The organism is Pseudomonas fluorescens, from assembly GCF_902498195.1.
In the GTDB taxonomy this organism is placed as follows: domain Bacteria; phylum Pseudomonadota; class Gammaproteobacteria; order Pseudomonadales; family Pseudomonadaceae; genus Aquipseudomonas; species Aquipseudomonas fluorescens_BU.
Genome location: NZ_CABVIY010000003.1, coordinates 1 through 26,381, shown reverse-complemented (window position 1 = coordinate 26,381; position 26,381 = coordinate 1). Strand labels below are relative to the sequence as shown.

The following is a 26,381-nucleotide window of genomic DNA, read 5'->3' as shown; positions in this document are numbered from 1 at the left end:
ACCCACCCATCCCCCTCGCTCAAGCACTCGCTTTATTTCGCAGTTGGCATCGCGAACTCGGCGCCTTTGCCGATGCTTTCCGGCCAGCGTTGCATGATGGATTTCTGTTTGGTGTAGAAGCGCACGCCTTCCTCTCCGTAAGCATGCATGTCACCAAACAGGCTCTTTTTCCAGCCGCCGAAACCTTGCCAGGCCATCGGCACCGGAATCGGCACGTTGATGCCAACCATGCCGACCTGGATACGCCGGCTGAACTCGCGCGCGACATTGCCATCACGGGTGAAGCAGGCCACGCCGTTGCCGAACTCGTGGTCATTGACCAATTGCACGGCGGTGGCGAAATCAGGCACGCGCATGCAGGCCAGCACGGGGCCGAAGATTTCCTCTTTGTAGATGCGCATGTCCGGGGTGACGTGGTCGAACAGCGTGCCGCCCATCCAGAAGCCTTCCTCGCACCCTTCGCCAGCGTCGGCACTGTTGAAATCACGGCCATCGACGAGCAATTGCGCGCCTTCCTTGATGCCTTGCTCGATGTAACCGGTGATACGGGCATGGGCCGCTGGCGTGACAATCGGGCCCATTTCCGCCGCCAGGTTGCTGCCGTTGAGCACCTTCAGCGCCTTGGTGCGTTCCAGCAGTTTTGGCATGACTTTGTCAGCCACGTCGCCCACCAGCACGGCCACCGAGATCGCCATGCAACGTTCGCCGGCCGAGCCATAGCCCGCGCCGATCAGTGCGTCGACCACCTGATCGACGTCAGCATCAGGCATGACCACCATGTGGTTCTTCGCGCCGCCCAGGGCTTGCACGCGTTTGCCGTGGCGAGCACCGGTCTCGTAGATGTAGTTGGCAATCGGCGTGGAGCCGACGAAGGACACGGCTTTCACATCCGGGTGCACCAGTAGCGCATCAACCGCCTCTTTGTCGCCTTGCACCACGTTGAACACGCCGTCAGGCAGACCGGCCTGCTTCAGCAGATCAGCCATGAACAGGCTGGCGCTGGGATCGGTCGGGCTTGGCTTGAGAATAAAGGTGTTGCCCGCCGCGATCGCCACCGGGAACATCCACATCGGCACCATCACCGGGAAGTTGAAAGGCGTGATGCCGGCAACGACACCCAGGGGTTGGCGCAGTGTCCAGTTGTCCATGTTGGTGGAGACCTGGTCGGAGAAGTCGCCCTTGAGCAACTGCGGAATGCCACACGAGAACTCAACGATGTCGATACCACGGGCCACTTCGCCCTGGGCATCGGTGAAGACCTTGCCATGTTCGGCCGTGATCAGGTGCGCCAGTTCGTCTTTGTGCTGATTCAACAGTTCCAGAAATTTGAACAATACCCGGGCGCGGCGAATGGGCGGCGTGTTCGACCAGGCGGGAAACGCCGCCTCGGCGGACGCCACGGCGGCGTCTACGTCCTGGGTATTGCCCAGGCGCACATGGTTAGTGATGGCGCCGGTGGCCGGATTGTAAATGGGTTGAGTGCGTGCACCGCTGCCGACGACGTGGGCGCCGTGGATGTACTGGGCGATTTCTTTGTTGTCGCTAACATGGGACATGACAGGTCTCGCTGCGATGAATGAATGTGAATTTCACCCCTACAGTAGGCAGACGCTGTCGCCCTGACTACGGCAATAACCTGAATTGATTGTTCACGGTGGCGAACAATCCATGGGCAGGATTTACCCTGGGCGAATGCCACAGCACAAAAAAGGCCCATGACAAAAAATCGATCATGGGCCAAGGAGGAAACCGGTTGTTGAATCAGTCGCTGCTGTTAACTGCCGCCTACCGCTTCCCCGCCACCCAGCGCCTTGTACAGCAAGACCAGGTTGTTGATGCGCGACAACCGGGTCAGTACCAGCGTTTGCTGGGCACTGTAGAGGTTGCGCTGGGAATCCAGAGTATTGAGGTAGGTGTCCACGCCCTCCTGATATCGGCTTTCAGCCAGGCGATAGCTGCGGGCATTGGCCTGGACCAATTGGCTTTCGGCCTTGACCTGAATGTCGAGTGACTCACGTGCGACCAAGGTATCGGACACCTCCCGGAATGCCACCTGAATGGCCTTCTGGTAATTGGCCACCTCGATCGACGCCTGTACCTTGGCCACGTCAAGCGTGGCCTGATTGCGTCCGTGGTTGAAAATCGGCAGGTTGATCGACGGCACGAACGTCCAGGCACCCTGCCCGCCTGCAAACAGCTGGCCGAGATCGGCGCTGGCGGCCCCGCTCGACGCGGTCAGCTGGATGCTCGGAAAGAACGCGGCCCTTGCCGCACCGATGTTGGCATTGGCCGCTTTCAAGGCGTGCTCGGCGGCGAGGATGTCCGGTCGCCAGGTCAACAGATCGGACGGAAGGCCCACCGCCAGCTCGCCCTCCACACTCACCGTATCCAGCTGGACAGCCGGGAACTGTTGTGTCGACAACGGCTTGCCCACCAGCAGTACCAACGCATTTTTGTCCTGCTCCACCGCCCTGGAATATTGCGCCTGACTGGCCTCGGCCGTGCGCACCGTGCTTTCTGCCTGACTCAAGTCCAGCTCGGTGGCGACGTCCATGCGGTAACGGTTGAGCACCAGCTCATAACTGCTCTGCTGGCTGGTCAACGTTTGCCGGGCAATCGCCAACAGTTGCTGATCGGCCTGCAGCTGGTAATACGCCGTCGCGACCTGGGCAATCAGCGCCAGCCTGACACTACGCTGCGCCTCAAGGGTGCCCAGGTAACCTTCCAGGGCTTGCTGATTGAGGCTGTCGACCCGGCCGAAGAAATCCAGCTCATAGGCAGTGAACCCGATGCCGGCAGTGTATTGATGGCTGACGCCGGTCGAGCCGTTGGGCGCCACGTCACCGGGCAAGCGCTGTGCCGTGCCGGAGCCCGAGGCCTCGATGGAGGGCAGCGTTTGCGAACGGCTGATCCGGTACTGAGCCTGGGCTTTCTCGATGTTCAATGCCGCCACGCGCACATCGCGGTTATTGTCCAAAGCCTGGGCAATCAACTGACGCAACGGCTCATCGTGGAAAAAGGCCTGCCAGGTCACCCGCTCCGCGCCGGCTGCCTGCTTTTCGACAGGCACCGTCCAGGTGCTGTCCACCGGTGCCTCGGGCCGCTGATAGTGGGGAATCAGCGAGCAGCCGCCCACGCTCATCAATACCCACGTCAGCGCGGCATTGCGACGAAATGTTTTCATGCTCGCTCTCCTTCAAGCGCCTGCACCGGGCCAGGTTTCTGTTTAACGAACAACCGGCAGATCACCACGTAAAACATCGGCACGAAAAAGATCGCCAGGAAGGTCGCGGTAATCATCCCGCCGATCACACCGGTGCCGATCGAGTGCTGGCTGCCGGAGCCGGCGCCATTGGAGATCGCCAGGGGCAATACGCCGAGCATGAACGCCAGTGAGGTCATGATGATCGGCCGCAAACGCAGGCGCGCAGCCTCTACCGCGGCTTCCAGCAGGGGTTTGCCATGCTCTTCGTGCAAGGCCTTGGCGAACTCGACGATGAGGATCGCGTTTTTCGCTGACAATCCCACGGTGGTCAGCAGTCCGACCTGGAAGAACACGTCATTGGACAGCCCGCGCATCAGCGTCGCCAACACGGCGCCAATGACTCCCAGGGGTACGACCATGATCACCGAGACCGGCACCGACCAACTCTCATAGAGCGCGGCCAGGCACAGAAAAACGATCAATACCGAAATGGCGTAGAGCGCCGGCGCCTGCGAACCGGAGAGGCGCTCCTCATAGGAAATGCCGGTGAACTGCACACCGATGCCGTCAGGCAGTTGCTTGACGATGCGCTCTACCGCCTGCATCGCGTCTCCCGAACTGTAGCCACTCGCCGGCTCGCCCATGATTTCCACCGCGGGAATACCGTTATAGCGCTCAAGTTTCGGTGAGCCATAAGTCCAGTAACCGCTGGCAAACGACGAGAACTTCACCATCTCACCTCGGGCATTGCGCACGTACCACTTCTCGAAATCGTCAGGAGAGATCCTCGAGTCGATTTCGCCTTGCACGTACACCTTCTTGACCCGACCACGATCAATAAAATCGTTCACGTAGGCAGAACCCCACGCTGTACTCATGGTGTTGTTGATGTCGCTGATGCTGACCTGCAGCGCCCGCGCCTTTTCATTGTCGATGACCACCTGATATTGCGGTTCGTCGTTCAATCCGTTGGGGCGCACGTTCATCAGCACAGGGTCTCGGGCGGCCAGTTCCAGGAACTGGTTACGCGCCGCCATCAGGGTCTCGTGGCCCAGGCCCGTACGATCCTGGAGGAACATGTCGAAGCCTTTGGCGTTGCCCATTTCAAGGATGGCGGGCGGTACGATGGCGATTGCCGTGCCGTCCTTGATTTGCGAGATGCGCGCCTGCAAACGTTGGGTGAAGGAAAAGATCGAGGTGTCTTTCCCCTCCCGCTCTTCCCAGGGTTTCAAGCCGATGAACAACATCCCGGAGTTCTGCCCGCGCCCGGCAAAGTTGAAGCCGTTGACCGTGTACGCCGATTCCAGGACATCACCTTCGTGCTCCATCAGGTAGCCGCGAATTTCATCCAGCACCGCTTGTGTTCTGCCGGCGCTGGTGTTGGGCGGCATTTGCACCTGGACCACCATCGTGCCTTGATCCTCGTCCGGCAGGAACGCCGTTGGAATCTGTGGAAACAGCCAGGCCATGGCACCGACGATCAGCAGGTAAATCACCAGGAACAGCCCTTTGCGCCGGGCGATGGTTGCCACACCGTTTTTGTAGCGCTCGGCACCGCGATCGAAGCTGCGGTTGAACCAGCCAAAGAAGCCTTTCTTGTGATGGTGATCGGCATCGATGGGCTTGAGAATGGTCGCGCACAAGGCCGGGGTAAACACCAGCGCCACCAGTACCGAGAGTGCCATGGCCGAGACAATGGTGACCGAGAACTGCCGATAGATGATGCCTGTCGCGCCGCCGAAGAAGGCCATCGGTACAAACACCGCGCTCAACACCAGCGCGATACCGACCAGTGCGCCCTGGATCTGCACCATGGATTTGCGCGTGGCCTCCCGGGGTGACAAGCCCTCTTCAGACATCACCCGCTCAACGTTCTCCACCACGACAATGGCGTCGTCCACCAGCAGGCCAATCGCCAACACCATGCCGAACATCGTCAGCGTATTGATGGTGAAACCAAAGGCCGCGAGGATGCCGAACGTCCCCAGCAATACCACCGGGACAGCCAGGGTCGGAATCAGCGTGGCGCGGATGTTCTGCATGAACAGGTACATCACCAGGAACACCAGCAGGATGCCCTCGAACAGTGTTTTCACGACCTCGTGAATGGACGCGCCCACCACAGGCGAAGTGTCATAGGGGAACACTACCTTCAAGCCCTTGGGAAAGTACGGTTCCAGTTCGGCGACGGTTTGCCGGACGCCTTTGACCGTGTCCAGCAAGTTGGCACCGGTCGCCAGGCGCAATGCCAGTGCGGCGGCAGGCTTGCCGTTGTAGGTGCCGGAGATCGAGAAGTTTTCGGAGCCGAGCCCAACCTCCGCCACATCCTTGACCCGCACTTGTGAGCCATCCGGATTGACCTTGAGCAGGATCTCGCGGAACTCCTCGGCGGTTTTCATTCGCGACTTCCCGAGAATCGTCGCGTTCAACTGCACCCCTTTATGGGTGGGCAATCCGCCAAGCGAGCCAGAGGAGATTTGCACGTTCTCCGCTTGTACCGCGTCGATGACATCCTGGGAGGTCAATTGGTAGCTGTTCAGTTTTTGTGGATCAACCCAAATACGCATGGCGTACTGGGCCCCCAGCATCAGGAAGTCACCGACCCCCTTGGTGCGGGTGATCGGGTCTTTCATGTTGGAGACGATGTAGTTGCCGATGTCGAAGTCGTCCATGGACCCGTCTTCGGAATAGAGGCCCACGATCAGCATGAAATTGACCTGGTATTTGGCGACCCGCAGCCCCTGCTTCTGCACTTCTTGCGGCAGGAGCGGTGTCGCCAGTTGCAGTTTGTTCTGCACTTGCACCTGGGCAATGTCCGCATTGGTACCCTGGTCGAAGGTCACGATGATGTTGGTGCTGCCATCGCTGTTACTTTCCGAAGAGAGGTAGCGCAGGCCATCCAAGTTGTTGAGTTGCTGCTCGATCACCTGCACCACGGTGTCTTGCACCGTTTGCGCCGATGCGCCGGGGTAGGTCACGGTGATGATCACCGCCGGGGCGGCAATGTTCGGGTACTGATTGACCGGCAATTTGAGAATCGACAACGCGCCGGCGAGCATGATCACGATAGCGATCACCCAGGCAAAAATCGGCCGATTGATAAAGAAGTTAGCCATAGGTATTACCTTGAACGTAAGCAGCGCATGCGCTACTCGGTGGCGCTGACCACAGCGGAGTTGGCGTCGAGGTTTTTCGCGGGGACGGGATTGATCGATAGGCCGGGCCTGGCCAGTTGCACGCCCTCGGTGATCACCCGGTCACCCGCCTTCAGGCCGGATTCGATCAGCCATTTGTTGCCCAGGGTGCGCTGGGTCTTGACCTCCCGCAGCTCGGCCTTGTTGTCGGCACCGACCACCAACGCGGTGGCTTGTCCCTTGAGGTCGCGGGTGATGCCTTGTTGCGGTACCAGGATCGCTTGCTGGCGCACACCTTCGGTGAGACGGGCATGGACGAACATGCCCGGCAGCAGAATGCCGTTTGGGTTGGGAAATGCAGCGCGCAAGGTGACCGCCCCGGTGCTCGGGTCGACCGTCACCTCGGAAAACTTCAGCGCACCCGGCAACTCGTAGGCCGAGCCATCTTCGAGCGTGAGCCGGATCTGCACCTGGTCCGGCCCGGCCATGGTCAACTGACCCGACGCCATTTCGCGCCGCAGCTTGAGCATTTCAGTGGACGCCTGGGTCACGTCAACGTAGATCGGGTCCAGTTGATTGATCGACGCCAGTGCGTCGACTTGCCCCGTGGTGACCAACGCCCCTTCCGTGATGTTCGAACGGCTGATCCGCCCGCTGATCGGTGCCAGAACGCGGGTGTACTCCAGATTGATCCGGGCCATCTTCAACTCTGCCGCGGCCTGCCTGAAATTGGCGTCGGCATCGTCGTATTGCTGGCGACTGATTGCCTTGCTCTCCACCAGACGCTTGTAGCGTTCAGCCAGGTTACGTGTGGTGTCGAGGTTCGCCTGCGCCTTTTCGACGGCCGCCTGGTAACTGGCGGGATCGATCTGATAGAGCTGCTGACCTTTGCTGACCTGCGCGCCCTCGTTGAAAAAACGCTTCTGGATGATCCCGCTGACCTGCGGCCGGACCTCTGCCACGCGATAGGCACTGGTACGCCCCGGAAGGTCACTGCTGAGCAGGACATCTTCATTCTGGAGGGTCACGACCCCGACGTCGGGCACCTTATGGACCACGGTGTCCTGTGGTTCCTGGCAGCCAGCCACGATCAACGCGGCCAGCGGCAGCGCGTAGCCAAGGCGCCGGGAGGGTCTGAAATTCATTTGATACTCCTTTGAAAGCTCGCCCAACGCCTTGCAGTGCACGGGGCTGGCAAGGGAATTGGCAGTCGAGAGGGGTTGACCACATAACGAGTGACCCGCAATGCGATGCGGTGTATCGTAATGCGATCCGCATTGTGGTGCAAGCACCCGCATTGCGGTACACCCCCGTCCAGCCTGTAAACTGCTGCATGGCTTGAAGCCCACACACCAGGCGCGCCGGTCTCGAGGTAGGAAATGAGTGAGTCGAAAGAAAAAAACGAAATGGACGAAAGTCGCAGCGGCGGGATTCAGGTCATCGCCCGTGCCTGTTCAGTGATGCGGGTGCTGGGTAGCCATCCGCGAGGCTTGAGCCTGGGGGCGATTGCCCAGGAAGTCGGGTTGGCGCGTTCAACCGTGCAACGGATCGTCAGTGCCCTGGAATCGGAGGCCATGGTCGAACCCATTCGGCCCGGCAGCGGATTTCGCCTGGGCCCGGCCCTCGCCCAGCTGATTCACCAGACCCACACCGACATCATCTCGATCGCTCGCAAATCCCTTGAGGAGTTGTCACAGGAGCTGAACGAGAGCGTCACCCTGTCATGCATCAGCGGACAGCAGACCAACGTCATTGACCGGGTCATCGCCGAGCGTGAATTGCGCGTGGTGTTCCCCATGGGCCGTTCGATGCCCATGCACGCGACAGCGGATGGCAAAGTCCTGCTCTCGACCTTGAGCGACGAACAGATCCTGGAAGTATTGGGCCAATCCCCGGAAAAACTGACGGACTCGACCCATGACATCCGATCGCTGCTCAACGAGATGGTATCGATTCGTGAAAGCGGCTTTGCCACCGATCACCAGGAACACACGGTGGGTATCAGTGCCTGCAGCATCCTGATCCCGACGTTCATGGGCCCCCACGCCGTCGCCGTTGTGGCACCCACCTCACGCTTTCAGATGCGCTCCGAAGAATTTCGCCAGGCACTGGAGGCCTGCCGAGCCTCGATTTCCAGGCTGGCTGGCGAATATTGATGAGAATCGATGATGGTCAGAAAACGTAAAGAAGATGTAGAAATCACCCGCCATCTGTTACTCGAGGCGGCTGAAGAAGTGTTTAGTCATCGTGGTTACGCCCAAGCCACCTTTCAGGAAATCGCTGAGCGAGCCGGGTTGTCGCGGGGAGCGATCTATTGGCACTTCAGGGATAAATCCGAGTTGCTCGATGCGGTGCTCAACCGTGCCCGATTGCCATGGGATCAACTGCCCGAGCGATTCAGTTGTTTGAGCCAGGCACCGACGGTCTCGCAATTGTCCAGGGCCCTGGGAGATGGACTGGAGGAAATTATCAGTGATGTACGCCTGCACCGGGTCACATTGATCCTGCTGCATCGCACCGAACTGATCGCTGAAAATGATCAGGTGTATCGTCGGCTGACGCGCATATTCAATCGAATCAAGACCTACGTGACCGCAGCATTGAACATGCGCTTCAAGGAGGCCGACGGCACGCCTTGCACAGACATCCCAACGATTGCGACGTCGATCAAGGCGCTGCTGACCGGTTCCATCTATGAGTGGCTGCTCAACCAGGCTGAAATCGAACTCAAGCACATTCCTGCCACCGTCGAGGCGTTGATCTCGCCCTTGCAGGGAAAAATTTCAGGCCTGGATCAACAGGGCGTGCTTTAACACTGAGTCGGTGGTGGTCTGGTAGTGGCTGGCCAGCAGCTCGCACGCTTTGTCGATGTCTTTGGCCAGCGCCGCGTCCATCAACTCCCGGTGTTCATGGGGCACATCGCGCGCGGAGCTCTCGGCGTAGTGCATCGACAGGAAGCGGTAGCGCGCGGTTTGATCCCGCAGAGACGCACACAGGCGCAGCAATGTGGGTGAATTGCAGCTTGAAATGAGCGCCTGATGGAACAGCTCGTGAGCGTTTTCCCATTCCGGTTTGAGCAAGCGTTCGGGGCCTTCGACGATGGTCAGGCGGTCAAGCCGGTGATGGGCGGCGAGCACGCGGCTCTCCCACTCCACGTCCCCTTGGCGAATGGAGTCAGCCAGCGCCTTGCATTCGATGTGTAACCGGGCAGCCGTGATGTCGGCGATTTCCGCTGCGGAGATCTGCCCAACGCTGAAGCCCTTCTGATCCGCCGCCGAGACAAAGCCGCTGCTGGCCAGTCGCGACAAGGCTTCGCGCAGTGGAATCACACCCACGTCGTAGGCCTCGGCCAGTTCCTTGAGGCGCAGGCGACTGCCGGGCGCCAGTTGGCCATTGATGATGTCCTGGCGAATCCTGGCTTCGAGTTGCGAGGCCATGGTGCGCTTTTCAGCGGGTTCCGAAGATTGCCAGTTGATCAGGGGGGAATTCACGGTTGACTCCTATTTACGCGTTGTCTGTTCGAATCATACACAGATCGCAAAATTTCTCATATTTGGAAAAATATATATTTTTTGTTGACGATATATTTTATTGAGCCTAGCTTAGTGACTACGCGGTCGGCTGCCCTTCCACACCGACCCCTTTTCAAGCCAATAAGAGAAACCGTCATGCGCTACGTCCGTTTCCTCAATCAAGGTCAACCAGTCCTGGGTGTCGTCTCCGCCGAAGGTGTACGCGTACTGGGTACCGAATCCCTTGAGTCGCTGCTGGCCCGCGGCGTCGATCTGACCACCCACGGTGCCGAAGCCAACGGTGCGCTGGTCGAGATCGCCGAAGACGCTTACCTGCCCTTGATGGCGCGCCCGACCAAGATCGTGTGTGTGGGCCTGAACTATGCCGACCACACCAAGGAGTCGCCGTACGCCCAACCGAGCTACCCGACCCTGTTCCCGCGCTGGAACTCCAGCCTGACCGCCCACAACAAACCGCTGATTCGCCCGCGCATTTCCGACACCCTCGACTACGAAGGCGAAATGGCGGTGGTGCTCAAGAGCGGTGGTCGCCACATTCGCAAGGAAGATGCACTCAGCCATGTCGCCGGCTACGCGTTGTTCAACGAAGGTTCGGTGCGTGACTACCAGTTCATTTCGCCGCAATGGACTGTTGGCAAGAATTTCGACGACACCGGCGCGTTCGGTCCGGTGCTGGTGACGGCTGACGAGCTGCCAGCCGGTGGCAAGGGTTTGCTGCTGGAAACCCGGGTCAATGGCAAGGTTGTACAATCGGCCAACACCGACGACATGCTGTTCGACGTGGCCACCATCATCTCCACGCTCAGTGAAGCGGTGACCCTGGAAGCCGGCGACGTGATTGTCAGCGGGACCCCGGCCGGCGTTGGTTTTGGCATGAATCCAAAGGTCTACCTGAAGGCTGGCGATGTTGTCGAAGTGTCGATCGAGGGCATTGGCAAACTGGTAAACCCGGTGGTTGACGAAGCCTGATAACGCCGCTTCACACTCGGCGCAGGGCCGCTCCCAAGCCCTGCGCGCAATAACTACAATAATTAAAAATGGAGGCAATCATGAGCGTGTCCCATGGTGTGCATTCAATCGATCATTACGCGCTGAACGTTCCGTCCCTGGACGAAGCCTGCCAATTTTTCGAAAGCTTCGGCCTCGAAGTCGAACGTGGCGCACAGCAACTCCTCCTGCGGGCAGCTGACGGGCACGTGTGGGCGAAGATCCTGCCCGCCGCTTCCAAGTCACTGGCGTACCTGAGCTTCAATTGCTATGAGCAGGACTTCAGCGCCCTGCGTCAGCAGATTGAAGCAGCGGGTGGTCGCTTTGAGGATCGCCCCGGTTCCGGCATCTGGTTCCGTGATCCGGACGGCAATCTGTTGCAGGTCAAGGTCGGCACCAAAACCATGCCCGACCAAAAGACGGCCCACCACAACAGCGCCACCCCGGCCAACCGTCGCGGCGCGACGACCCGCGATGGCCTGGCGAAGATTCGCCCTCGCCGCCTGTCCCATGTCCTGTTGTTCACCCCGGACGTCCTAGGTGCCCTACACTTCTATGAACACGCGCTGGGTCTGAAGCTTTCGGACAAGTCGATGGACATCATCGCCTTCAGCCACGCCGCCCACGGCTGCGATCACCATCTGGTGGCGTTCGCCAAGAGCAGTGCCAAGGGCTGGCACCACGCCGCCTGGGAAGTCGACAGCATTGACGAAGTCGGCGCCGGCGCCTCGCAAATGGCCGCGGCTGGCCACACCAAAGGCTGGGGCACGGGGCGTCATTGCCTGGGTTCGAACTACTTCCATTACGTACAAGACCCGTGGGGCTCCTTCTGCGAATACTCGGCGGACATGGACTACATCAGCGAAGGCAGCGAATGGCCCGCTGGCGATTACCCGCCCGAAAACTCCCTGTACCTGTGGGGTCCGGACGTTCCGGACAACTTCATTTTCAACACTGAAGCGGACACCCCGGCCCCCGCCTGAGTTTCCCTGCCCCGCTCCAGCACACCTCACCTGCCCGCATGGCGCGCGTCCTTTGGATCGCGCGACGGGCCCGGCCATGTCCGGAAATCTTTGAGAAGTACACGAGGCACAGTCATGAATCAGCACACCACAGTCGATGTCGCCATTGCCGGTTACGGCCCCGTCGGCCAGACCCTGGCCATTCTGTTGGGCCAGATGGGTTACACCGTCGCCGTCTTCGAACGCTGGCCGGCGCTGTATCCGCTGCCGCGCGCGGTTTTCTACGATCATGAAATCCGCCGGGTTTTCCTGTCCATGGGGCTCGGTGACGAGCTGGCGAAAATCTCCCAGCCGTCGGCGCGCTATCAGTGGTTCAACGCTGACTGGAAAGTCCTGGTGGAGATCGACTGGTCGGCCGAGTCCATCAGCGACGGCCCCTTCGGCTACCTCTTCAACCAGCCGTCGCTGGAAGCCGCACTGGACCGCAAAGCCAAAAGCATCGCCAACGTGCAGATCCATCAGGGCTGGGAAGCCACCGCGCTCAAGCAGGACGCCAATGGCTGTGACATGGTGCTCAACCGAGTAATTCGTGAAGACGGCAAGTTCTCCTTGGGCGAAGAACAGCAAAGCGTCCGCGCTCGCTATGTGATCGGTGCCGACGGCGCCAACAGCTTCGTGCGCCAGTCGCTGGGCATCGAATGGCAAGACCTGGGTTTCCAGGAGGACTGGCTGGTCGTCGACCTGCAGCCCAAGCCTGGCGTGGAGCTGGACGTGCCGGACATCGGCCAGTGGTGCAACCCCGAGCGCCCGACCACCATGGTCCCTGGCGGCCCCGGTTATCGTCGCTGGGAGTTCATGCGCCTGCCCCACGAAACCCTCGAAGACCTGCAAGACACCGACAAGGTCTGGTCGCTGCTGTCGCGTTGGGTCACCCCGGACACCGCTGACCTGGTGCGCCACGCGGTCTATCAGTTCCGCTCGCGCATTGCTTCGAACTGGCACAGCGGCCGGGTGATGCTGGCCGGCGATGCGGCCCACGTGATGCCACCGTTCATGGGCCAGGGCATGTGCTCGGGCATTCGTGATGCATGGAATCTGTCCTGGCGCCTGGACTTGCTGCTGCGCGGCCTGGCTGACGACAACCTGCTGGACAGCTACACCCTGGAACGCAAACCACAGATCCGCGCGGTGATCGAAGCGTCCATGGCGATGGGCAAAGTGGTCTGCGTATCTGACCCGGTGAAGGCCGCCGAACGTGACGCCGCGTACCTGAGCGGCAACGTCGCTCCGCTGCCGCCGTTCCCCGGTTTGACCGACGGACTTTTACAGAAGGATGGCCAATTGCGCGGCATTCTCGGGGTACACGGCTCGATTGAAATCGATGGCAAGGTCAGTCGCTACGACGATGTCATCGGACGCGGCTTCCACTTGCTGGTGCGCGGTGACGAAGATCCGCTTGCGCAGCTCGATGCGCAGCAACTGGGCTTTATCCGTGACTACAGCCTGCAAGTGGTTCGGCTGGCACCTGTGGCTGACAACGCCAAAGGCATTTACCGCGACGTCTCCGGCAAGTACTTGCAGTTCATGGCCGAGGCCGGGCTCAAGGTGCTGGTGGTGCGTCCGGATTACTACTGCTATGGCGGGGTCGCCGAGCTGTCGGCGCTGCCGAAGCTCCTCAACTCCCTGCGCGGGCAATTGCAGCAAAACGCCGTCGTCAATCAGGCCAGGGCCTGCCACGTCTGACACCGAGTTCCAGGGGGCACGGACGCCCCACCCTTCAAAGCTCTGACAACAAAAACAAGAGAGAGACAATGCATAACATCAAGGTGAAAGCGCTTGGTGCGGTTCTGGCCGCCTTCGCAACGCTCAATACCCACGCCGCCGACAGCCCTGAAACAGGCGAAGGCACGCTGTTTCGCAGCCTGTTCGGTGACACGCTGGAAAAGGACTACGGGATTACGGTCTCGGGATTATTCGACACGGGTTACTCGCGCAACAACCGCTCGACCCACGACGAACGCCAGGATGGCTTGAGCAATCTGCCGCTGGTGGGTTTCGCCGATGAAGGCCTGGAATGGGGCGGCCTGCATCTGTTTGTCGACAAGGCGCTCAAGGGTGACATGGTGCCGCGCATCACCCCCCTGCCCGGTCCGCAACCCACTGAAGCCTCTTTCGGCTTCACCTTTGAAATGAACTATGGCCGCAACGCCCAGTTCGCCCGCACCCAAGGCTGGGATATGCACTGGGGCATCAACTCCCCCGGCGACGACGACCTGGCCAAGGCCCAGCGTGACAAACAGAAATTCCTCGCCGTTCCCAACATCGCCGCCACCGCCTATTTGCCCTACGGCCCCGGCATCACCGCCATGGCGGGTGTCTTCGGCCCGGCGCTAGGCTATGAAATCCCGCCGAACATCCGCGCCGCGCGTAACCCGTTTGCCAGCAAAACCTACGCCTTTGTCAGCGAGCCCGGCACGGTGGGTGGCGTCCAGTTCGGTTCACGCCTGTACAACGGCGAGTCAGGCATTTTCGGTGTGGAGTTGGGCGTGGTGCAGGGCTGGAACAACCTGCGCGATAACAACGACACCAAGTCGCTGATGGGCGCCCTGCGTTGGCGTACCGCCGACATGCAGACCTGGATCGACTACGAATTCATCCTTGGTGATGAGCAGAATGACAGTTTCAGCGACGTGCAGGCACCGACCTCGCGGCTGGTGTCGCCGGATGGACAGTTCAAACAACAGCACTCGCTCAACGGCTGGCATCGATTCGACGCCAACTGGTCGATGGGCGCCGAAGTGGTGTATGGCCACCAGGACGGTGACGGCAAAGCCACCACTGTCGACATCATCAACGGCCCCGGTTTTGACGGCGCACATTGGTGGGGCGCCAACGCGGTGCTGACGTATCAGCAACGACCCGATCTTTCGTATTCGGTACGGGCCGAGCATTTCGCCGACCCCGACGGTTTCATCCTGCTGCCCGTCTCCACCGCTCGCGGCAATTTCAACGCCGTCACTGCCGGCCTGCGTTACGACCTGGACAAGTACATCTCGCTGCGTCCCGAAGTGCGGTACGACGTGTTCGACGGCAACGCCGACGACCACCCGTTCGGCGCCGGACGTGACCGCACACAGCTGACCGGCCTGGTCGAAGCCCTGATCTATTTCTAAGCCCCTGGCAGCCAGGCCATGGCTGCCTTTCTCAACTCCATCCGAGTGACAACCATGAACAACAATAAGCACGCGTGGGATGTTCGATACGAGTTCAAAGCGGTGGCCTTGCTGGCCTTGGGATTCGGCCTGGTGGGCCTGGACCGGTTCATCATCCTGCCGCTGTTCCCAGTGATGATGAAAGACTTGGGCCTGAACTATCAGGACCTGGGCAACGTGACTGCCATTCTGGGGTTGGCCTGGGGTATTTCTTCGATCTTTATGGGGCGCCTTTCCGACCGCATCGGTCGACGCAAAGTGCTGATTCCGGCAGTACTGGTATTTTCTCTGTTGGCGGGCCTCTCGGGGCTGGCGACCGGTATCGGCGGATTGCTGCTGATCCGCGCGATCATGGGCATCTCCGAAGGCGCCTTTACCCCGACAGCCCTGGCGGCCACGGCGGAGTCCTCGCACCCTGCCCGGCGCGGCATGAACATTGGTATCCAGCAGGCCTTCTTCCCGATCCTGGGCCTGGGGCTTGCGCCGATTCTCGCCACTCAACTGTTGCTGGTGGTGCCGTCGTGGCGCTGGGTGTTCGTGATCGTGTCGTTGCCGGGCTTCCTGCTGGCCCTGGCGATGTACCGGCACTTGCGGGAAACCCGCGTCGCGACACCGCCCAAAACCGAAACCCGCTCAGACGCCAAGCACACCGGCTGGCTGGATGCCCTGCGCTATCGCAACGTATGGCTGAACATCGTCGGGATGTTTTGCATGCTGACCTGCCTGTTTGTCATCAGCGTGATGATGCCCAACTACCTGATGGACTATTTGCACCTGGACGTGCAGCAAATGGGCTTCGTGATGTCGGCCATCGGCCTGGGTGGTTTTCTCGGGCAGTTGATCATGCCAGCCGTGTCCGACCGCATCGGACGCAAACCCGTGGTGCTGATTTCGTTCGTCGCCACCGGTGTGTTCCTCTGGTTGCTGATGGGTACTGGAGCGGAACCGATGAAATTGTTCGCCTTGCTGTTCCTGACGATCTTTTTCAACTTCAGCATGATCTGCATGACAGTCGGGCCACTGACCAGCGAATCCGTTCCAGCGGCGTTGACCTCCACCGCAACGGGCCTGGTGGTGGGCATCGGCGAGATTTTCGGCGGCGGCGTTGCACCCGCCATCGCGGGGTACATCGCCCAGCACCACGGCATCGAAAACACCATGTACCTGGCACTCGGCGCGGTGCTGGTCGGCTTGCTGGTCGCGACATGCTTGCGCGAAACCGCTCCGGCCAGAGTTTCTGCGCCGGCCGCCGAGGGCATCGACAGCGTGTAAAGCATTCACTCTCCATTCGGGGAGCGACAGGACGTCGGAATGGGCGTGTCGATGGGCAACAACGACTCTCCCCGTCATGCGCAAGGTGTGCATGCCAGTGCCAGGTGCCACGACCGCCCGGAACTGAACTATCCCTCAAGCGTTTCATTGAAATAACGGCGCCGGCCACAAGCTGGCGCCGGTTCGTTTGATGTTCGACATGACAGTGCGCCTGCTCTTTCGGGGTGCCTGTCAGGATCCCTTCTTTGAGGAAAAATCCGTTGTTTTTCAGAAAAATGAAGTTGGCACCGCGCTCGGTTTTCGGATTTGGCTTGTTTGGATTGGTTGTCCTGCTACTGGGCCTGTTCTCATTGAGCATGGTCAGGCAATTAAGCGTGGAGTCCGACGCGATCAGGGAAGTCTGGGTGCCGAGTCTCATCCGGCTCGCGGCGCTGAACAAAACAGAGGATCGAGCCGGAATAATGACGTTTCGCATGGTCGTGCTGCGTGACCCGGCGGCCCTGGCGACCAATCAGAGCGCACTGATGCAGGTCCTCGACGATGTGCGCCAGCAACAAGAAACGTTTGCAGCGCAACTGCGGCAGCCGGCGGAGCGGGAGATTTTCCAGCGATACCTGGACGCCTCAAATGCGTTCCGTCATGAACAGCTTGAGGTCATACGGCTGGCAGCGGAAGGTCAACGCCAGGCAGCCACGGACATTCTCAATGGCCCTATCGATAAATTTGCCATGGAGCTGGGAGAGCGCTCGGGTCAATTGCAGGACTTTTACCGGCAGCGCTATCAACAGAGCGCCGGGTTCGAACAACAAACGCGTCAGCGCGTCGTGGTGGGGGTCATCACGGCAATGGCCCTGGCCGCCCTGCTGACAGTACTGCTGGCGACGCTCTACACCCGAAGTATCAATCAGCCCCTGCTCGATGCGCTTCATGTCGCGCAGAACATTGCCCGCGGTGATCTGACTTCCACCATCAATGACACAGGGAAAGACGAACCGGCATTGTTGCTTCAGGCGCTTGGGACCATGCAGGCGCACCTTCACGACACGGTGCTGCGCATTACGGACTCTTCCACCCGGCTGGCGCAGTCTTCGCAGCAGTTTCATGGCGTGATCGCGACCGCGAACAGCGGGCTTGAAGAACAGAACAAGGAAATCGAGCAAGCCGCCACCGCCGTGAATGAAATGACCGCTGCCGTCGATGAAGTGGCCAGAAACGCATCAGCGACAGCTCTGGCGTCACGTACCACGGACATCGCGGCGCAAACCGGAAAAGCCCGGGTCATGGAAACCCTTGAATCGTTATCGGTGTTGGCAGAGGGCATTTCGATTACTGCCGATCGAGTCGAAGCGCTTGCCGGCAGCGTGTCCGGCATCAACCGTGTGCTGGAAGTGATACGGTCGATTGCCGAACAGACCAACCTGTTGGCGCTTAACGCAGCCATTGAGGCCGCACGGGCCGGGGAAGCGGGTCGCGGGTTCGCCGTCGTCGCCGAAGAAGTCCGGGCGCTGGCATTGCGCACGCAACAATCAACGCAGGAAATCGAGCACATGGTCAGTTCCTTGCGTAGCGTGGCGGCACACACGCTTTGCTCCATGCAAGAGAGCACTGAACGTGTCCACTCGACCCTCGGTATCGCCCGGCAAGCGGATACTGCCTTGCAAGAGGTCACCGTTGCGGTGGAGACCATCAGTCAAATGAACGTGGTCATCGCCAGCGCTTCAGAACAACAGGCCCAAGCTTCCCGAGAGATCGACCGGAGTTTGATCAGCATTCGTGATCTGTCCGTGCAAACCTCGGCGGGCGCTGCACAGATACACTTGACCAGCGAAGAACTGTCGCTGTTGGCCGCCGGACTGCGCGGGCACATCGACAGGTTTCGCATCTAGCCCGGGCTTACTTTCTGCAAGGTTTTTCAGATGATTGAACTCCATAACGTCACCGCGTATCAGCAACAGACTCGAGTGCTCGACCAGTTGTCCTTGAAGATCGGGCCGAAGGAGCGCGTTGCCATTCTCGGCCCTAACAGCGCGGGTAAAAGCACCCTGCTCAAGTTGATCAACCGGGAACTTTACCCGGTGGCCCAGGAAGGCAGTTACCTGAAGCTGTTCGGCAGCGAGACCCTGAATCTGTGGCAGCTGCGGAACAGGATCGGCTTCGTGTCACAGGACCTGCAAGAGGACTACACGCCCTACACCAGCGCATTGGACGTTGTGGTTTCCGGCTTTTTTGGCGCCATCGGCCGTCATGAACATCTGCGACCGACCGAGCTTCAGCTTGAGCAGGCACGCGCCATGATGGCCAGCCTGGGGATTTCGCAGGATGAATCCTGCATGTTCCAGCGCCTTTCCACCGGCCAGAAAAGACGCCTGTTGCTGGCCCGAGCGCTGGTGCATCATCCCGAGGCGCTGATTTTCGATGAGCCGGCCAATGGACTCGACATGGGTGCCAGCCTGGCCATGTTGACGCTGCTGCGCAGTTTTTGCAGTGAGGGACGAGCCTTGCTCATCACCACTCACCACGTTGACGAGATCATTCCGGAAATCGACCGCGTGGTGTTGATCAGGCAAGGTCAGATAGTGGCCGACGGTGCCAAGTCCGAACTATTGACCAGCGCGCACCTTTCGGACCTGTACCAGACCCCGTTGCACATCAGCGAGAAAAACGGCTGGTATCGGTGCTGGCACGATTGAGAATCGAATGGGCCGCCAGAACGCCAGGTTGAAGGAAAAAGCGAGCCTTCTCAGGGGCTCGCTGGATCTTTCAAATCCGATTGAGCTCGCGCTTGCAGGTAGGACCTGGAGAACGCCACGGCCTCATGCGCCGCCGTGTTCCCCACGCCGAAACCACGCAACACCATCAAGATGACTGCATCGATGTAGGCCTGCGGATCGTCCACCTTGCGTTGGTTCATGCTCCGAACCCCTTCCAGGGTCGCACCAATCAAGGCATCGACGCCTGCCTGCATCGATGGTAGGTCAAGCAAGCCGGCATGACAGCCAGCTTCCAGATCGGCCAACACGTACTTCAGCAAAATCGATTGGTCCTGCATCAAGTCCGCCCGGATGAAAAACGCTGCCCAGCGACGGTCAGTATGTGCGCGAAGCAAAAACAGACGCATCGCCGTGCTGATGCGCTCCAGCGGGTGAGTCAGTACGTCATACACGGGCAGGATATGCAGCGTCATGCCATCGGTCGCTTCCTGGCCTATGGCTGCCACTGCCTCCTCCAGTGAAGAAAAATGTTTGTAGAAAGCTCCCCGGGAAATTTTCGCCTCCCGCGCGACGTCCTCGATGGTGACGGACACCTTGGCGGGGTCCTCCAGCAAGTCCATGGTCGCCGACAGTATCCGCGCGCGCATCGCGTCCCGCTTGCGTTGGGCGGTCACGCTCCGGTGATCCAGCGGTACGTCCAGGTCGTTTACAGGTGTTGCCGTGATTTCCATTTGCGTTATGCCTTTTCGCATCGAATCGCATCGGCGAATAGATGAATTTATATCTTTACTAAAAAAATATATTTCTATTAGTATCGAATTTGTCACCGTGACGAATTCGTCACTATTGTGTCAGAAGCTCATCCAATAATCTCAATAACAGGAAAAGCCATGAACTCTGTCCTCCTCAATGCAACGATCAATGAGCACATTCATGAAAGCGAGTTGATCGCCCGCGCCAGCGGTCTGGTCGAGACTTTGCGTTCGCGTACTCGTGAAGTCGACGAACTGGCGCGTCTGCCCGAAAAAACCGTGGCCGACCTTGACGCCATCGGCGCCTTCGATCTGATGATTCCACGCCAGCATGGCGGTCTGCAAACCAGCATCAGAACCTACATGGAAGTGGTCAGTGAAATAGGCCGTGGTGATGCCTCGGCTGGCTGGGCCTGTGCACTGATCAATATTTGCAACTGGATGCTCGCAACGTTGTATCCAAAGACCGTCAGTGATCCCATTTTCGCTAGTGGTAGCAAGGTGCGCAGCAGTGGTGTGCTGTCCCCACGCAAAGCCAAGGTGAAGCGTGTGGCAGGCGGTATCCTCATCGAAGAAGGCCTGTGGGGATTCAACAGCGGCGTGTATCACGCACAGTGGGACTTGCTCGGGATTCCAATTGTCAATGAAGCGGGTGAAACCGTGGACCAGGGCCTGGCCCTCATACCGGTGGAAGACATCACGCTGCTACACGATTGGGACACCATGGCTCTGCGGGGAAGTGGCAGTACCTCGGTGTCAGTCAACAATCTGTTCGTACCCGATGAGCGCATTGCCTCGGTGTCCAAAGCGATCGCCGGCGAATACGCCTCTACCCACTTGCAAGGCGAAGCGCTTTATCGCGGCGCATTCATCCCGTTGCTGGCAATCATTCTGGTATTCCCCGCCCTGGGCATTGCCAAGGCAGCCTTGGAAACCTTTCTCGCCAAGCTACCGGGCCGCGGCATCCAGTACACCTGGTACACCCAACAGGACGAAGCTGCGGTCACTCACCTGCAGGTGGGCGAGGCTTCGGCCAAGCTCGATGCCGCGCGCCTGGTGGTGGAGCGTTGCGTAGGGGAAATCGACGCCTGCGCTTCTGCCGGATCGGCGATGGACCGGCAAACACGGGCCCGCATCCGCCGCGACACGGGTTATGCCAGTCAGTTGATCTGGGAAGGTGTCGACTTGCTGGCAACGGCAAGCGGCGGTTCCCTGGCAGGTAGCGCCAATCCATTCAACCGCCTGTGGCGCGACGCCAGAGTGGCCAATCTGCATGGTGTGGTGTGCACCTCCACCAACCTGGAACTGTTTGGTCGGATCCTGTGTGGCAAAGAGGCCAATACCCCTCTGGTGTGATTGCACGTCTCGCGCGGTCAGCCGCACTGGCCGCTTGGCAAACGAATGGAGAACGACAATGAATGATGCACACAATGACACCGCCAAGTTTCGCCGTGTCATGGGCCGATTTGCCACAGGTGTCACAGTGGTGACCTACGAACGAGAAAATGAGCCAGCGGGCATGACGGCCAATGCGTTCCTGTCAGTGTCGCTGGAGCCCCAGCTGATTCTGGTCTCGATCAAAAACGAATCACGCTTTTGCAAGCACATCCGGCAAGGCGACTTTTACGGCGTGAACTTTCTCACCGAACAACAGGAGCACATCAGCGGACACTTCGCAGGCCGCACTGTGGAGGGACTGAACGTGACCATGAACAAAGTCCGGGGCGTACCCATCATCGAGGGCAGCCTGGCACACATTGTTGCCCGGGTTGTCCAGATCCATGCCGCCGGCGATCACCAACTGTACATCGCTGAGGTGGTCGAACTTGTAGAGGCCGAACAGGCGCGACCACTACTATTCTTCTCCGGCCAATACGGAAAGCTGAACGCGGCCTGACAGATCGACAACTCAATCTTGCGCTCTAGAAAAGCGTCGCAGCCGCCTCGCCACCTTGATGCGCAACCCTCAGGAACGCACGCACCGCACCACCGGTTTCATTGGCACGACTGATCAGCAGCAAGTCGGTATGCGGTTCAACGTCGTCGAATGTCCGATAGATCAGCCCCGGAATGGTGACCTGCATTAACGGTGCCGGCACCATTGCGACGCCCATGCCGGCCGCCACCAGCGCCAGCACGCTTAAGGTGCTGGTGGTGCGCTGGACCTTGGGCTCGCGCCCCAATGCTTTTCGCAACCCCGCCAGCATGTACTCATCGGCGCCGTGAGCTGCGTAAATGATCAACGATTCGCCACCGAGCATGGGCACGCGCAAGGACTCCTGGTTCGCAAGGAGATGGTCCTGCGGCAATGCCAAGACCAGTGGCCACGTGCCGATTCGCTCAAACAACAGATCGCTATCCAGAACCTGACCGCCATGACTGGGCGCGTAACCCAGGTCCAGTTGGCCGTTCTGGATGGCCTCGACCTGCAACTGTGGCGCCAGCTCGCGCAGGATCACTTCAGCATCCGGGTACGCCGCTCGAAAGGCGCGAACGTCAGCCATCAACCGTCCACTGAACACCGCGTTACCGGCAAAGCCTATGCGCACAGTCCCCATCTCGCCCCGCAAGGAACGCTGCACCACACGCTGGGCATGCGCGGCCTGGTCGAGTGTGCGCTGTGCTTCATCACGCAACAGCACCCCGGCTTCGGTCAGCTCCACGCGACGGCTGGTCCGCAGGAACAACGGGCCACCGAGCTCCTCTTCCAAAGCGCGGATCTGCATGCTCAGCGCAGACTGGACAATGTGCAAACGCTGGGCTGCCCGGCCGAAATGACCTTCCTGCGCAACCGCCAGAAAGTACCGCAAATGCCGCAGATCCATGGGCACTTAACTCCATCAGATTTAATGATTGATTGTTCATATCAATCTATTTGAAGTTGTCTGTCCAGAGGTGGATGCTGATTCAACAACACACCACCTGCCAAGGACATCCCATGCAGACTTACCTGGAAGACCGTCTTCAAATCACCGATCTGATCACTGGCTGGATTCATCGCGATCTCGGCCAATGGGATCAACTGGCCAACCTGGCTCACCCGGACGGCATCATCGAAGTCACCTGGTTTGAAGGCCCGTTCGCGCAGTTCGTCGAGGGGTCCAAGCGCATGGGCAAGTCCGACTTGCGTACCAAACACCTGATCGGTACGCCAGTGGTTAGCCTCAACGGGAACAAGGCGGTCGTCGAAACCAATGCCGTGATCGTTGCTGAAAACGTCCGTCTGAACCTGGGTTGCAGCGCGCACAACCGCTTCTATGACCTGGTGGAAAAACGCGACGGTGCCTGGAAGCTGGTCAAGCGTCAGAGCATCTATGACATGGGCAGCTTCACTTTCCCTCAAGGCCTGGTTGAGATCGATCGTGAAACCGTGTCGCGCTACCCACGTGAGTACGCACCGCTTGCCTATCTGCTGGAGAAAAGCGGCTTCCCGCTCAATCGAGTTTTCGCCACCCGCGGCAGCGACCTGGAGCAAGTCATGCGGGCTGAGGCCAGCGCCTGGCTCGCCGACTGATTACTTATCTTCGCCTACGCCCTCAATGGGGATTTCCCAGGCACGGCAACCGCTTTGACCCTTCGTTCAGAACACCGCTCTTACCGAAAATAATTACAACAGAGGTATTCCCGTGAACAATCAACTCGACATCTGCGCGATTGTCGAAAGGAGTCGCTTGGGCGCCTTTCAGATGCTTGTGCTCATCCAATGCTTCCTGTGCATGGTCGTCGATGGTTTCGACATTCAAGCCATGGCCTACGCCGCCCCCAGCCTGATCGCCGAATGGGGCATCGCCAAAGCAAACCTGGGCCCGGTGTTCAGCATCAGCATGCTCGGCATGTTGATCGGCTCACTGGCCCTGGGTTCGATTGCCGACCGCGTCGGTCGACGGCCCGTGCTGCTGACCGCATCCCTGGTCATGGCGGTTCTGATGTACTTCACCGCTCAGGCCACCACAGTGGATGGCCTGCTGGTACTGCGCTTTTTCACCGGCATCGCGATGGGTGCAATCGTGCCCAACGTCGCCACGCTCGTGACCGAATACGCTCCCCGGCACAACCGCGTGATGTTGTTGACGCTGGTCTCGTCGGGGATGGTTGTCGGCGGGCTGGTCGGTGGCGCCATTGCTGCTGCGCTGATTCCGCTATACGGCTGGCAGGCAGTTTTTTATCTGGGTGCCATCGCCCCGTTTTGCCTGGGTTTACTGATGCTTGTCGCACTGCCCGAATCACTGCAGTGGTGTGTGCTGCGCTCGCGCCAACTCGACCGCGTCCGGACTATCCTTGGCCGCATCGAGCCAGGCCTACAGATCGGCGAACAGACGACCCTGGTAATCGGTGAACCGCGCAAAAAAGGTCTTTCGCTCACTCACCTGTTTGTCGATGGCAGGCTGATCGGCACCTTGTTGCTGTGGCTGATCAACTTCATGAACATGCTCTGCGTCTACTTCCTGGCGTCCTGGACACCGGTGCTGATGAGTGGCGCAGGCCATTCACCGTCGCAAGCAGTGTTGGCAGGCACAGCCATGTGGCTCGGTGGATTGGCGGGCGGCTGGCTACTGGGCTGGTTTGTCGACCGACGCGGCTTCGGTGCCGTGCTGGTCCCCACTTTCATCGTCTCCGCCGTGGCCATCATTCTGTTCAGCCACTTCTACACCTCGATCAATCTGGCCTACTTGAGCATTGCCGTTGCCGGCTTCGGCATCCTCGGTGGTCAAGCCGCACTGAATGCCATGACCGCCACCTTTTATCCAACGGCGCTGCGCGCCACCGGCACGGGCTGGACCTTGGGACTCGGCCGACTGGGGGGCATCTGTGGGCCTTTTGTCGGCGCCCTGCTCCTGTCCCTGCAGTGGTCGACCAGTGATCTGCTGGTGGCCGCCGCCGTTCCCGCCAGCATTACGGCCATCGGCATCATTGGCTTCTGGCGTATGAATCGAACCACCGCTGTGCCCGTTACCCAATAAGTACCCACAAAAAAGCGGCCAGTGGATGGCCGCCTGCCCAATAAGAACAAGAGAAACCCCATGAAGAACATCAACGTCAAATCGTTTGGTGCGGTTCTGCTCGCCCTCGCAACGGGACATTGCCTGGCCGGTCAACCTGCCGACGTCGGCGAAGGCACTGTGTTTCGCAGCGTCTTCGGCGACTCGCTTGAGCGTGACTACGGCATCAAGGTGTCTGGCTTGCTGGATGCCGGTTATTCACTCAACAACAACTCATCCCACAAGGATCGCGAGTCCGGACAGACCAACACCCCAGTGGCCGGGTTCGGCGATGAAGGCTTTGAGCTAGCCACGCTGCACCTGTTTGCCGACAAAGCGTTGAAGGCCAACTTCGTCCCCCGTGTCACTCCATTGCCAGGCCCTGCCCCCACCGAAGCGTCGTTTGGCTTCACGCTCGAAGCGGCCTACGGACGCAATGCTCAACAGGCCCGCACTTACGGCTGGGACATGCATTGGGGCATCAACTCTCCAGGCGACGACGATCCGGACAAGGCCCGACGCGATAAACAGAACTTCCTCGCCGTACCCAACATCGCCGCCACGGCTTACCTGCCGTATGCCGGCGGTTTTACTGCCATTGCCGGTATTTTCGGCCCGGCCCTTGGCTATGAAATCCCGCCTAACGTGCGTGCCGCGCGCAACCCGTTTGCCAGCCGTTCCTATGCGTTCATGACCGAGTCCGGTGCGGTGTCCGGTTTCCTGCTGGGCAAACGCCTGATCAGCAACTCCAGCCTGTTGTTCGGCGCCGAGTTAGGCGTGATTCAGGGCCAGGGCAACCTGCGCGACAACAACGACAGCAAGGCGTTGCTCGGCGCACTTCGCTGGCGTACGCCAGACATGAACACCTGGATCGACTATGAATTTCTGGTTGGCGACTCACAAAACGACAGCCGCAGCGACATACAAACGCCCCGCGGCCGCGTGATCTCCCCTGATGGCCAGTTCAAACAGCAACACTCGCTCAATGGCTGGCACAGGTTCAATGAGCGCTGGTCGATGGGCGGTGAAATGGTCTATGGCCACCAGGACGGAGACGGCAAGTCGTCGACCGTGGACATCGTCACCGGCCCCGGTTTTGATGGCGCACATTGGTGGGGAGCCAACCTCGTGTTGACTTACCAGCAACGCAAGGACTTGTCGTTTTCCGTACGGGCCGAGCATTTTGATGACCCGGACGGCTACGTCCTGTTCCCCTCCTCCACCGCCCGCGGCGCCTTCAATGCACTGACCACAGGGCTGCGCTACGACTTCAACAAATACCTGTCACTGCGCCCGGAACTGCGCTACGACTGGTTCAATGGCCAGGACGACGCCCGACCTTTCGGCCAGGGTGATGCTCGCAACCAACTGACCGGAACCGTGGAAGCATTGGTGTATTTCTGAGGTTACCGACACAGTGCTCGGAACATCGCCGAGCGCGACTCGATACCACGGAACAGGGACAGCCCTTAGGCTGTCCCTTTCTTTACGCCATTTTTTCGCAGGCAAAACAAAACCCCAACTGCTTTCGCAATTGGGGTTTCGGAATTTAATCTTGACGATGACCTACTCTCACATGGGGAAACCCCACACTACCATCGGCGATGCATCGTTTCACTTCTGAGTTCGGGATG

General features: G+C 59.6%; 21 protein-coding genes. 14 read left to right on the top strand and 7 right to left on the bottom strand.

Annotated features, from left to right (window positions below; all coding sequences use genetic code 11):
* Window positions 1-32: 32 nt before the first annotated feature.
* The 4 genes from F8N66_RS10950 to F8N66_RS10935 form a co-directional block, all read right to left on the bottom strand.
* Window positions 33-1,556 (bottom strand): CoA-acylating methylmalonate-semialdehyde dehydrogenase, encoded by a 1,524-nt coding sequence (locus F8N66_RS10950; protein ID WP_150770183.1) that lies wholly within the window; start codon window positions 1,554-1,556, stop codon window positions 33-35.
* A 218-nt stretch (window positions 1,557-1,774) separates the two neighbouring features.
* Window positions 1,775-3,184, bottom strand: a complete 1,410-nt coding sequence (locus F8N66_RS10945; protein ID WP_150770182.1) for an efflux transporter outer membrane subunit — start codon at window positions 3,182-3,184, stop codon at window positions 1,775-1,777.
* The gene (locus tag F8N66_RS10940; protein ID WP_150770181.1) at window positions 3,181-6,321 is read right to left on the bottom strand and encodes an efflux RND transporter permease subunit; all 3,141 of its coding nucleotides are present in this window, start codon (window positions 6,319-6,321) and stop codon (window positions 3,181-3,183) included. The genes F8N66_RS10945 and F8N66_RS10940 overlap by 4 nt, the downstream gene beginning before the upstream one ends.
* Window positions 6,322-6,353: 32 nt before the next feature.
* Window positions 6,354-7,484: an efflux RND transporter periplasmic adaptor subunit gene (locus F8N66_RS10935; RefSeq protein WP_150770180.1), complete on the bottom strand. Its 1,131-nt coding sequence runs from the start codon at window positions 7,482-7,484 to the stop codon at window positions 6,354-6,356.
* A gap of 234 nt (window positions 7,485-7,718) precedes the next feature.
* On the opposite strand from F8N66_RS10935, the gene F8N66_RS10930 reads away from it, so the two are divergent.
* Both F8N66_RS10930 and F8N66_RS10925 read left to right on the top strand, forming a co-directional pair.
* The gene (locus F8N66_RS10930) at window positions 7,719-8,495 is read left to right on the top strand and encodes an IclR family transcriptional regulator (RefSeq protein ID WP_150770179.1); all 777 of its coding nucleotides are present in this window, start codon (window positions 7,719-7,721) and stop codon (window positions 8,493-8,495) included.
* A 9-nt stretch (window positions 8,496-8,504) separates the two neighbouring features.
* Window positions 8,505-9,152: a TetR family transcriptional regulator gene (locus F8N66_RS10925; protein ID WP_150770178.1), complete on the top strand. Its 648-nt coding sequence runs from the start codon at window positions 8,505-8,507 to the stop codon at window positions 9,150-9,152.
* Here the strand turns inward: F8N66_RS10925 and F8N66_RS10920 are convergent.
* Window positions 9,123-9,830 carry a GntR family transcriptional regulator gene (locus tag F8N66_RS10920; protein ID WP_150770177.1) on the bottom strand — a complete coding sequence of 236 codons (708 nt, stop codon included), beginning with the start codon at window positions 9,828-9,830 and terminating at the stop codon, window positions 9,123-9,125. The two genes, F8N66_RS10925 and F8N66_RS10920, sit on opposite strands and share 30 nt — an antisense overlap.
* A gap of 177 nt (window positions 9,831-10,007) precedes the next feature.
* Here F8N66_RS10920 and F8N66_RS10915 point away from each other — a divergent pair, with 177 nt between their 5' ends.
* From F8N66_RS10915 to F8N66_RS10885, 7 genes are all read left to right on the top strand, one after another.
* A complete protein-coding gene (locus F8N66_RS10915; RefSeq protein WP_150770176.1) occupies window positions 10,008-10,841 on the top strand; it encodes a fumarylacetoacetate hydrolase family protein in 834 nt (277 codons plus the stop codon).
* An 80-nt stretch (window positions 10,842-10,921) separates the two neighbouring features.
* A complete protein-coding gene (locus tag F8N66_RS10910) occupies window positions 10,922-11,842 on the top strand; it encodes a VOC family protein (protein WP_150770175.1) in 921 nt (306 codons plus the stop codon).
* A gap of 114 nt (window positions 11,843-11,956) precedes the next feature.
* Window positions 11,957-13,564, top strand: a complete 1,608-nt coding sequence (locus F8N66_RS10905; protein WP_150770174.1) for a bifunctional 3-(3-hydroxy-phenyl)propionate/3-hydroxycinnamic acid hydroxylase — start codon at window positions 11,957-11,959, stop codon at window positions 13,562-13,564.
* Window positions 13,565-13,632: 68 nt separating this feature from the next.
* Window positions 13,633-14,994 carry an outer membrane beta-barrel protein gene (locus F8N66_RS10900; protein ID WP_150770173.1) on the top strand — a complete coding sequence of 454 codons (1,362 nt, stop codon included), beginning with the start codon at window positions 13,633-13,635 and terminating at the stop codon, window positions 14,992-14,994.
* A 54-nt stretch (window positions 14,995-15,048) separates the two neighbouring features.
* Window positions 15,049-16,305, top strand: coding sequence for an MFS transporter (locus F8N66_RS10895; RefSeq protein ID WP_150770172.1), 1,257 nt, complete (start codon window positions 15,049-15,051; stop codon window positions 16,303-16,305).
* Between the two features lie 275 nt (window positions 16,306-16,580).
* Window positions 16,581-18,191, top strand: coding sequence for a methyl-accepting chemotaxis protein (locus F8N66_RS10890; RefSeq protein WP_150770905.1), 1,611 nt, complete (start codon window positions 16,581-16,583; stop codon window positions 18,189-18,191).
* Window positions 18,192-18,221: 30 nt separating this feature from the next.
* Entirely contained in the window at window positions 18,222-18,995 is a 774-nt protein-coding gene (locus F8N66_RS10885; RefSeq protein WP_150770171.1) for an ABC transporter ATP-binding protein, read from the top strand.
* A gap of 50 nt (window positions 18,996-19,045) precedes the next feature.
* Here F8N66_RS10885 and F8N66_RS10880 read toward each other — a convergent pair whose 3' ends face one another.
* Window positions 19,046-19,747 carry a TetR/AcrR family transcriptional regulator gene (locus F8N66_RS10880; RefSeq protein ID WP_150770170.1) on the bottom strand — a complete coding sequence of 234 codons (702 nt, stop codon included), beginning with the start codon at window positions 19,745-19,747 and terminating at the stop codon, window positions 19,046-19,048.
* A gap of 159 nt (window positions 19,748-19,906) precedes the next feature.
* On the opposite strand from F8N66_RS10880, the gene F8N66_RS10875 reads away from it, so the two are divergent.
* Both F8N66_RS10875 and F8N66_RS10870 read left to right on the top strand, forming a co-directional pair.
* On the top strand, window positions 19,907-21,124 hold the full coding sequence (locus tag F8N66_RS10875) for an acyl-CoA dehydrogenase family protein (RefSeq protein WP_150770169.1): 1,218 nt from the start codon (window positions 19,907-19,909) through the stop codon (window positions 21,122-21,124).
* Window positions 21,125-21,182: 58 nt separating this feature from the next.
* Window positions 21,183-21,665, top strand: a complete 483-nt coding sequence (locus F8N66_RS10870) for a flavin reductase family protein (RefSeq protein ID WP_150770168.1) — start codon at window positions 21,183-21,185, stop codon at window positions 21,663-21,665.
* Window positions 21,666-21,690: 25 nt separating this feature from the next.
* On the opposite strand, the gene F8N66_RS10865 is transcribed toward F8N66_RS10870, so the two are convergent.
* Window positions 21,691-22,593, bottom strand: coding sequence for a LysR substrate-binding domain-containing protein (locus tag F8N66_RS10865; RefSeq protein WP_150770167.1), 903 nt, complete (start codon window positions 22,591-22,593; stop codon window positions 21,691-21,693).
* A 113-nt stretch (window positions 22,594-22,706) separates the two neighbouring features.
* Here F8N66_RS10865 and F8N66_RS10860 point away from each other — a divergent pair, with 113 nt between their 5' ends.
* The 3 genes from F8N66_RS10860 (at window position 22,707) to F8N66_RS10850 (ending at window position 26,151) form a co-directional block, all read left to right on the top strand.
* Complete coding sequence (locus F8N66_RS10860) at window positions 22,707-23,282, top strand: nuclear transport factor 2 family protein (RefSeq protein ID WP_150770166.1); 576 nt, start codon at window positions 22,707-22,709, stop codon at window positions 23,280-23,282.
* 172 nt (window positions 23,283-23,454) lie between these two features.
* A complete protein-coding gene (locus F8N66_RS10855) occupies window positions 23,455-24,729 on the top strand; it encodes an MFS transporter (protein ID WP_224790457.1) in 1,275 nt (424 codons plus the stop codon).
* Window positions 24,730-24,789: 60 nt separating this feature from the next.
* Window positions 24,790-26,151 carry an outer membrane beta-barrel protein gene (locus tag F8N66_RS10850; protein ID WP_150770164.1) on the top strand — a complete coding sequence of 454 codons (1,362 nt, stop codon included), beginning with the start codon at window positions 24,790-24,792 and terminating at the stop codon, window positions 26,149-26,151.
* The last annotated feature ends 230 nt before the right edge of the window (window positions 26,152-26,381 follow it).

Bases quoted from the DNA above. Each gene is read 5' to 3' on its own strand.
- F8N66_RS10950 (WP_150770183.1), bottom strand. From the start codon at position 1,556: ATGTCCCATGTTAGCGACAACAAAGAAATCGCCCAGTACATCCACGGC.
- F8N66_RS10945 (WP_150770182.1), bottom strand. From the start codon at position 3,184: ATGAAAACATTTCGTCGCAATGCCGCGCTGACGTGGGTATTGATGAGC.
- F8N66_RS10940 (WP_150770181.1), bottom strand. From the start codon at position 6,321: ATGGCTAACTTCTTTATCAATCGGCCGATTTTTGCCTGGGTGATCGCT.
- F8N66_RS10935 (WP_150770180.1), bottom strand. From the start codon at position 7,484: ATGAATTTCAGACCCTCCCGGCGCCTTGGCTACGCGCTGCCGCTGGCC.
- F8N66_RS10930 (WP_150770179.1), top strand. From the start codon at position 7,719: ATGAGTGAGTCGAAAGAAAAAAACGAAATGGACGAAAGTCGCAGCGGC.
- F8N66_RS10925 (WP_150770178.1), top strand. From the start codon at position 8,505: ATGATGGTCAGAAAACGTAAAGAAGATGTAGAAATCACCCGCCATCTG.
- F8N66_RS10915 (WP_150770176.1), top strand. From the start codon at position 10,008: ATGCGCTACGTCCGTTTCCTCAATCAAGGTCAACCAGTCCTGGGTGTC.
- F8N66_RS10910 (WP_150770175.1), top strand. From the start codon at position 10,922: ATGAGCGTGTCCCATGGTGTGCATTCAATCGATCATTACGCGCTGAAC.
- F8N66_RS10905 (WP_150770174.1), top strand. From the start codon at position 11,957: ATGAATCAGCACACCACAGTCGATGTCGCCATTGCCGGTTACGGCCCC.
- F8N66_RS10900 (WP_150770173.1), top strand. From the start codon at position 13,633: ATGCATAACATCAAGGTGAAAGCGCTTGGTGCGGTTCTGGCCGCCTTC.
- F8N66_RS10895 (WP_150770172.1), top strand. From the start codon at position 15,049: ATGAACAACAATAAGCACGCGTGGGATGTTCGATACGAGTTCAAAGCG.
- F8N66_RS10890 (WP_150770905.1), top strand. From the start codon at position 16,581: ATGAAGTTGGCACCGCGCTCGGTTTTCGGATTTGGCTTGTTTGGATTG.
- F8N66_RS10885 (WP_150770171.1), top strand. From the start codon at position 18,222: ATGATTGAACTCCATAACGTCACCGCGTATCAGCAACAGACTCGAGTG.
- F8N66_RS10880 (WP_150770170.1), bottom strand. From the start codon at position 19,747: ATGGAAATCACGGCAACACCTGTAAACGACCTGGACGTACCGCTGGAT.
- F8N66_RS10875 (WP_150770169.1), top strand. From the start codon at position 19,907: ATGAACTCTGTCCTCCTCAATGCAACGATCAATGAGCACATTCATGAA.
- F8N66_RS10870 (WP_150770168.1), top strand. From the start codon at position 21,183: ATGAATGATGCACACAATGACACCGCCAAGTTTCGCCGTGTCATGGGC.
- F8N66_RS10865 (WP_150770167.1), bottom strand. From the start codon at position 22,593: ATGGATCTGCGGCATTTGCGGTACTTTCTGGCGGTTGCGCAGGAAGGT.
- F8N66_RS10860 (WP_150770166.1), top strand. From the start codon at position 22,707: ATGCAGACTTACCTGGAAGACCGTCTTCAAATCACCGATCTGATCACT.
- F8N66_RS10855 (WP_224790457.1), top strand. From the start codon at position 23,455: ATGCTTGTGCTCATCCAATGCTTCCTGTGCATGGTCGTCGATGGTTTC.
- F8N66_RS10850 (WP_150770164.1), top strand. From the start codon at position 24,790: ATGAAGAACATCAACGTCAAATCGTTTGGTGCGGTTCTGCTCGCCCTC.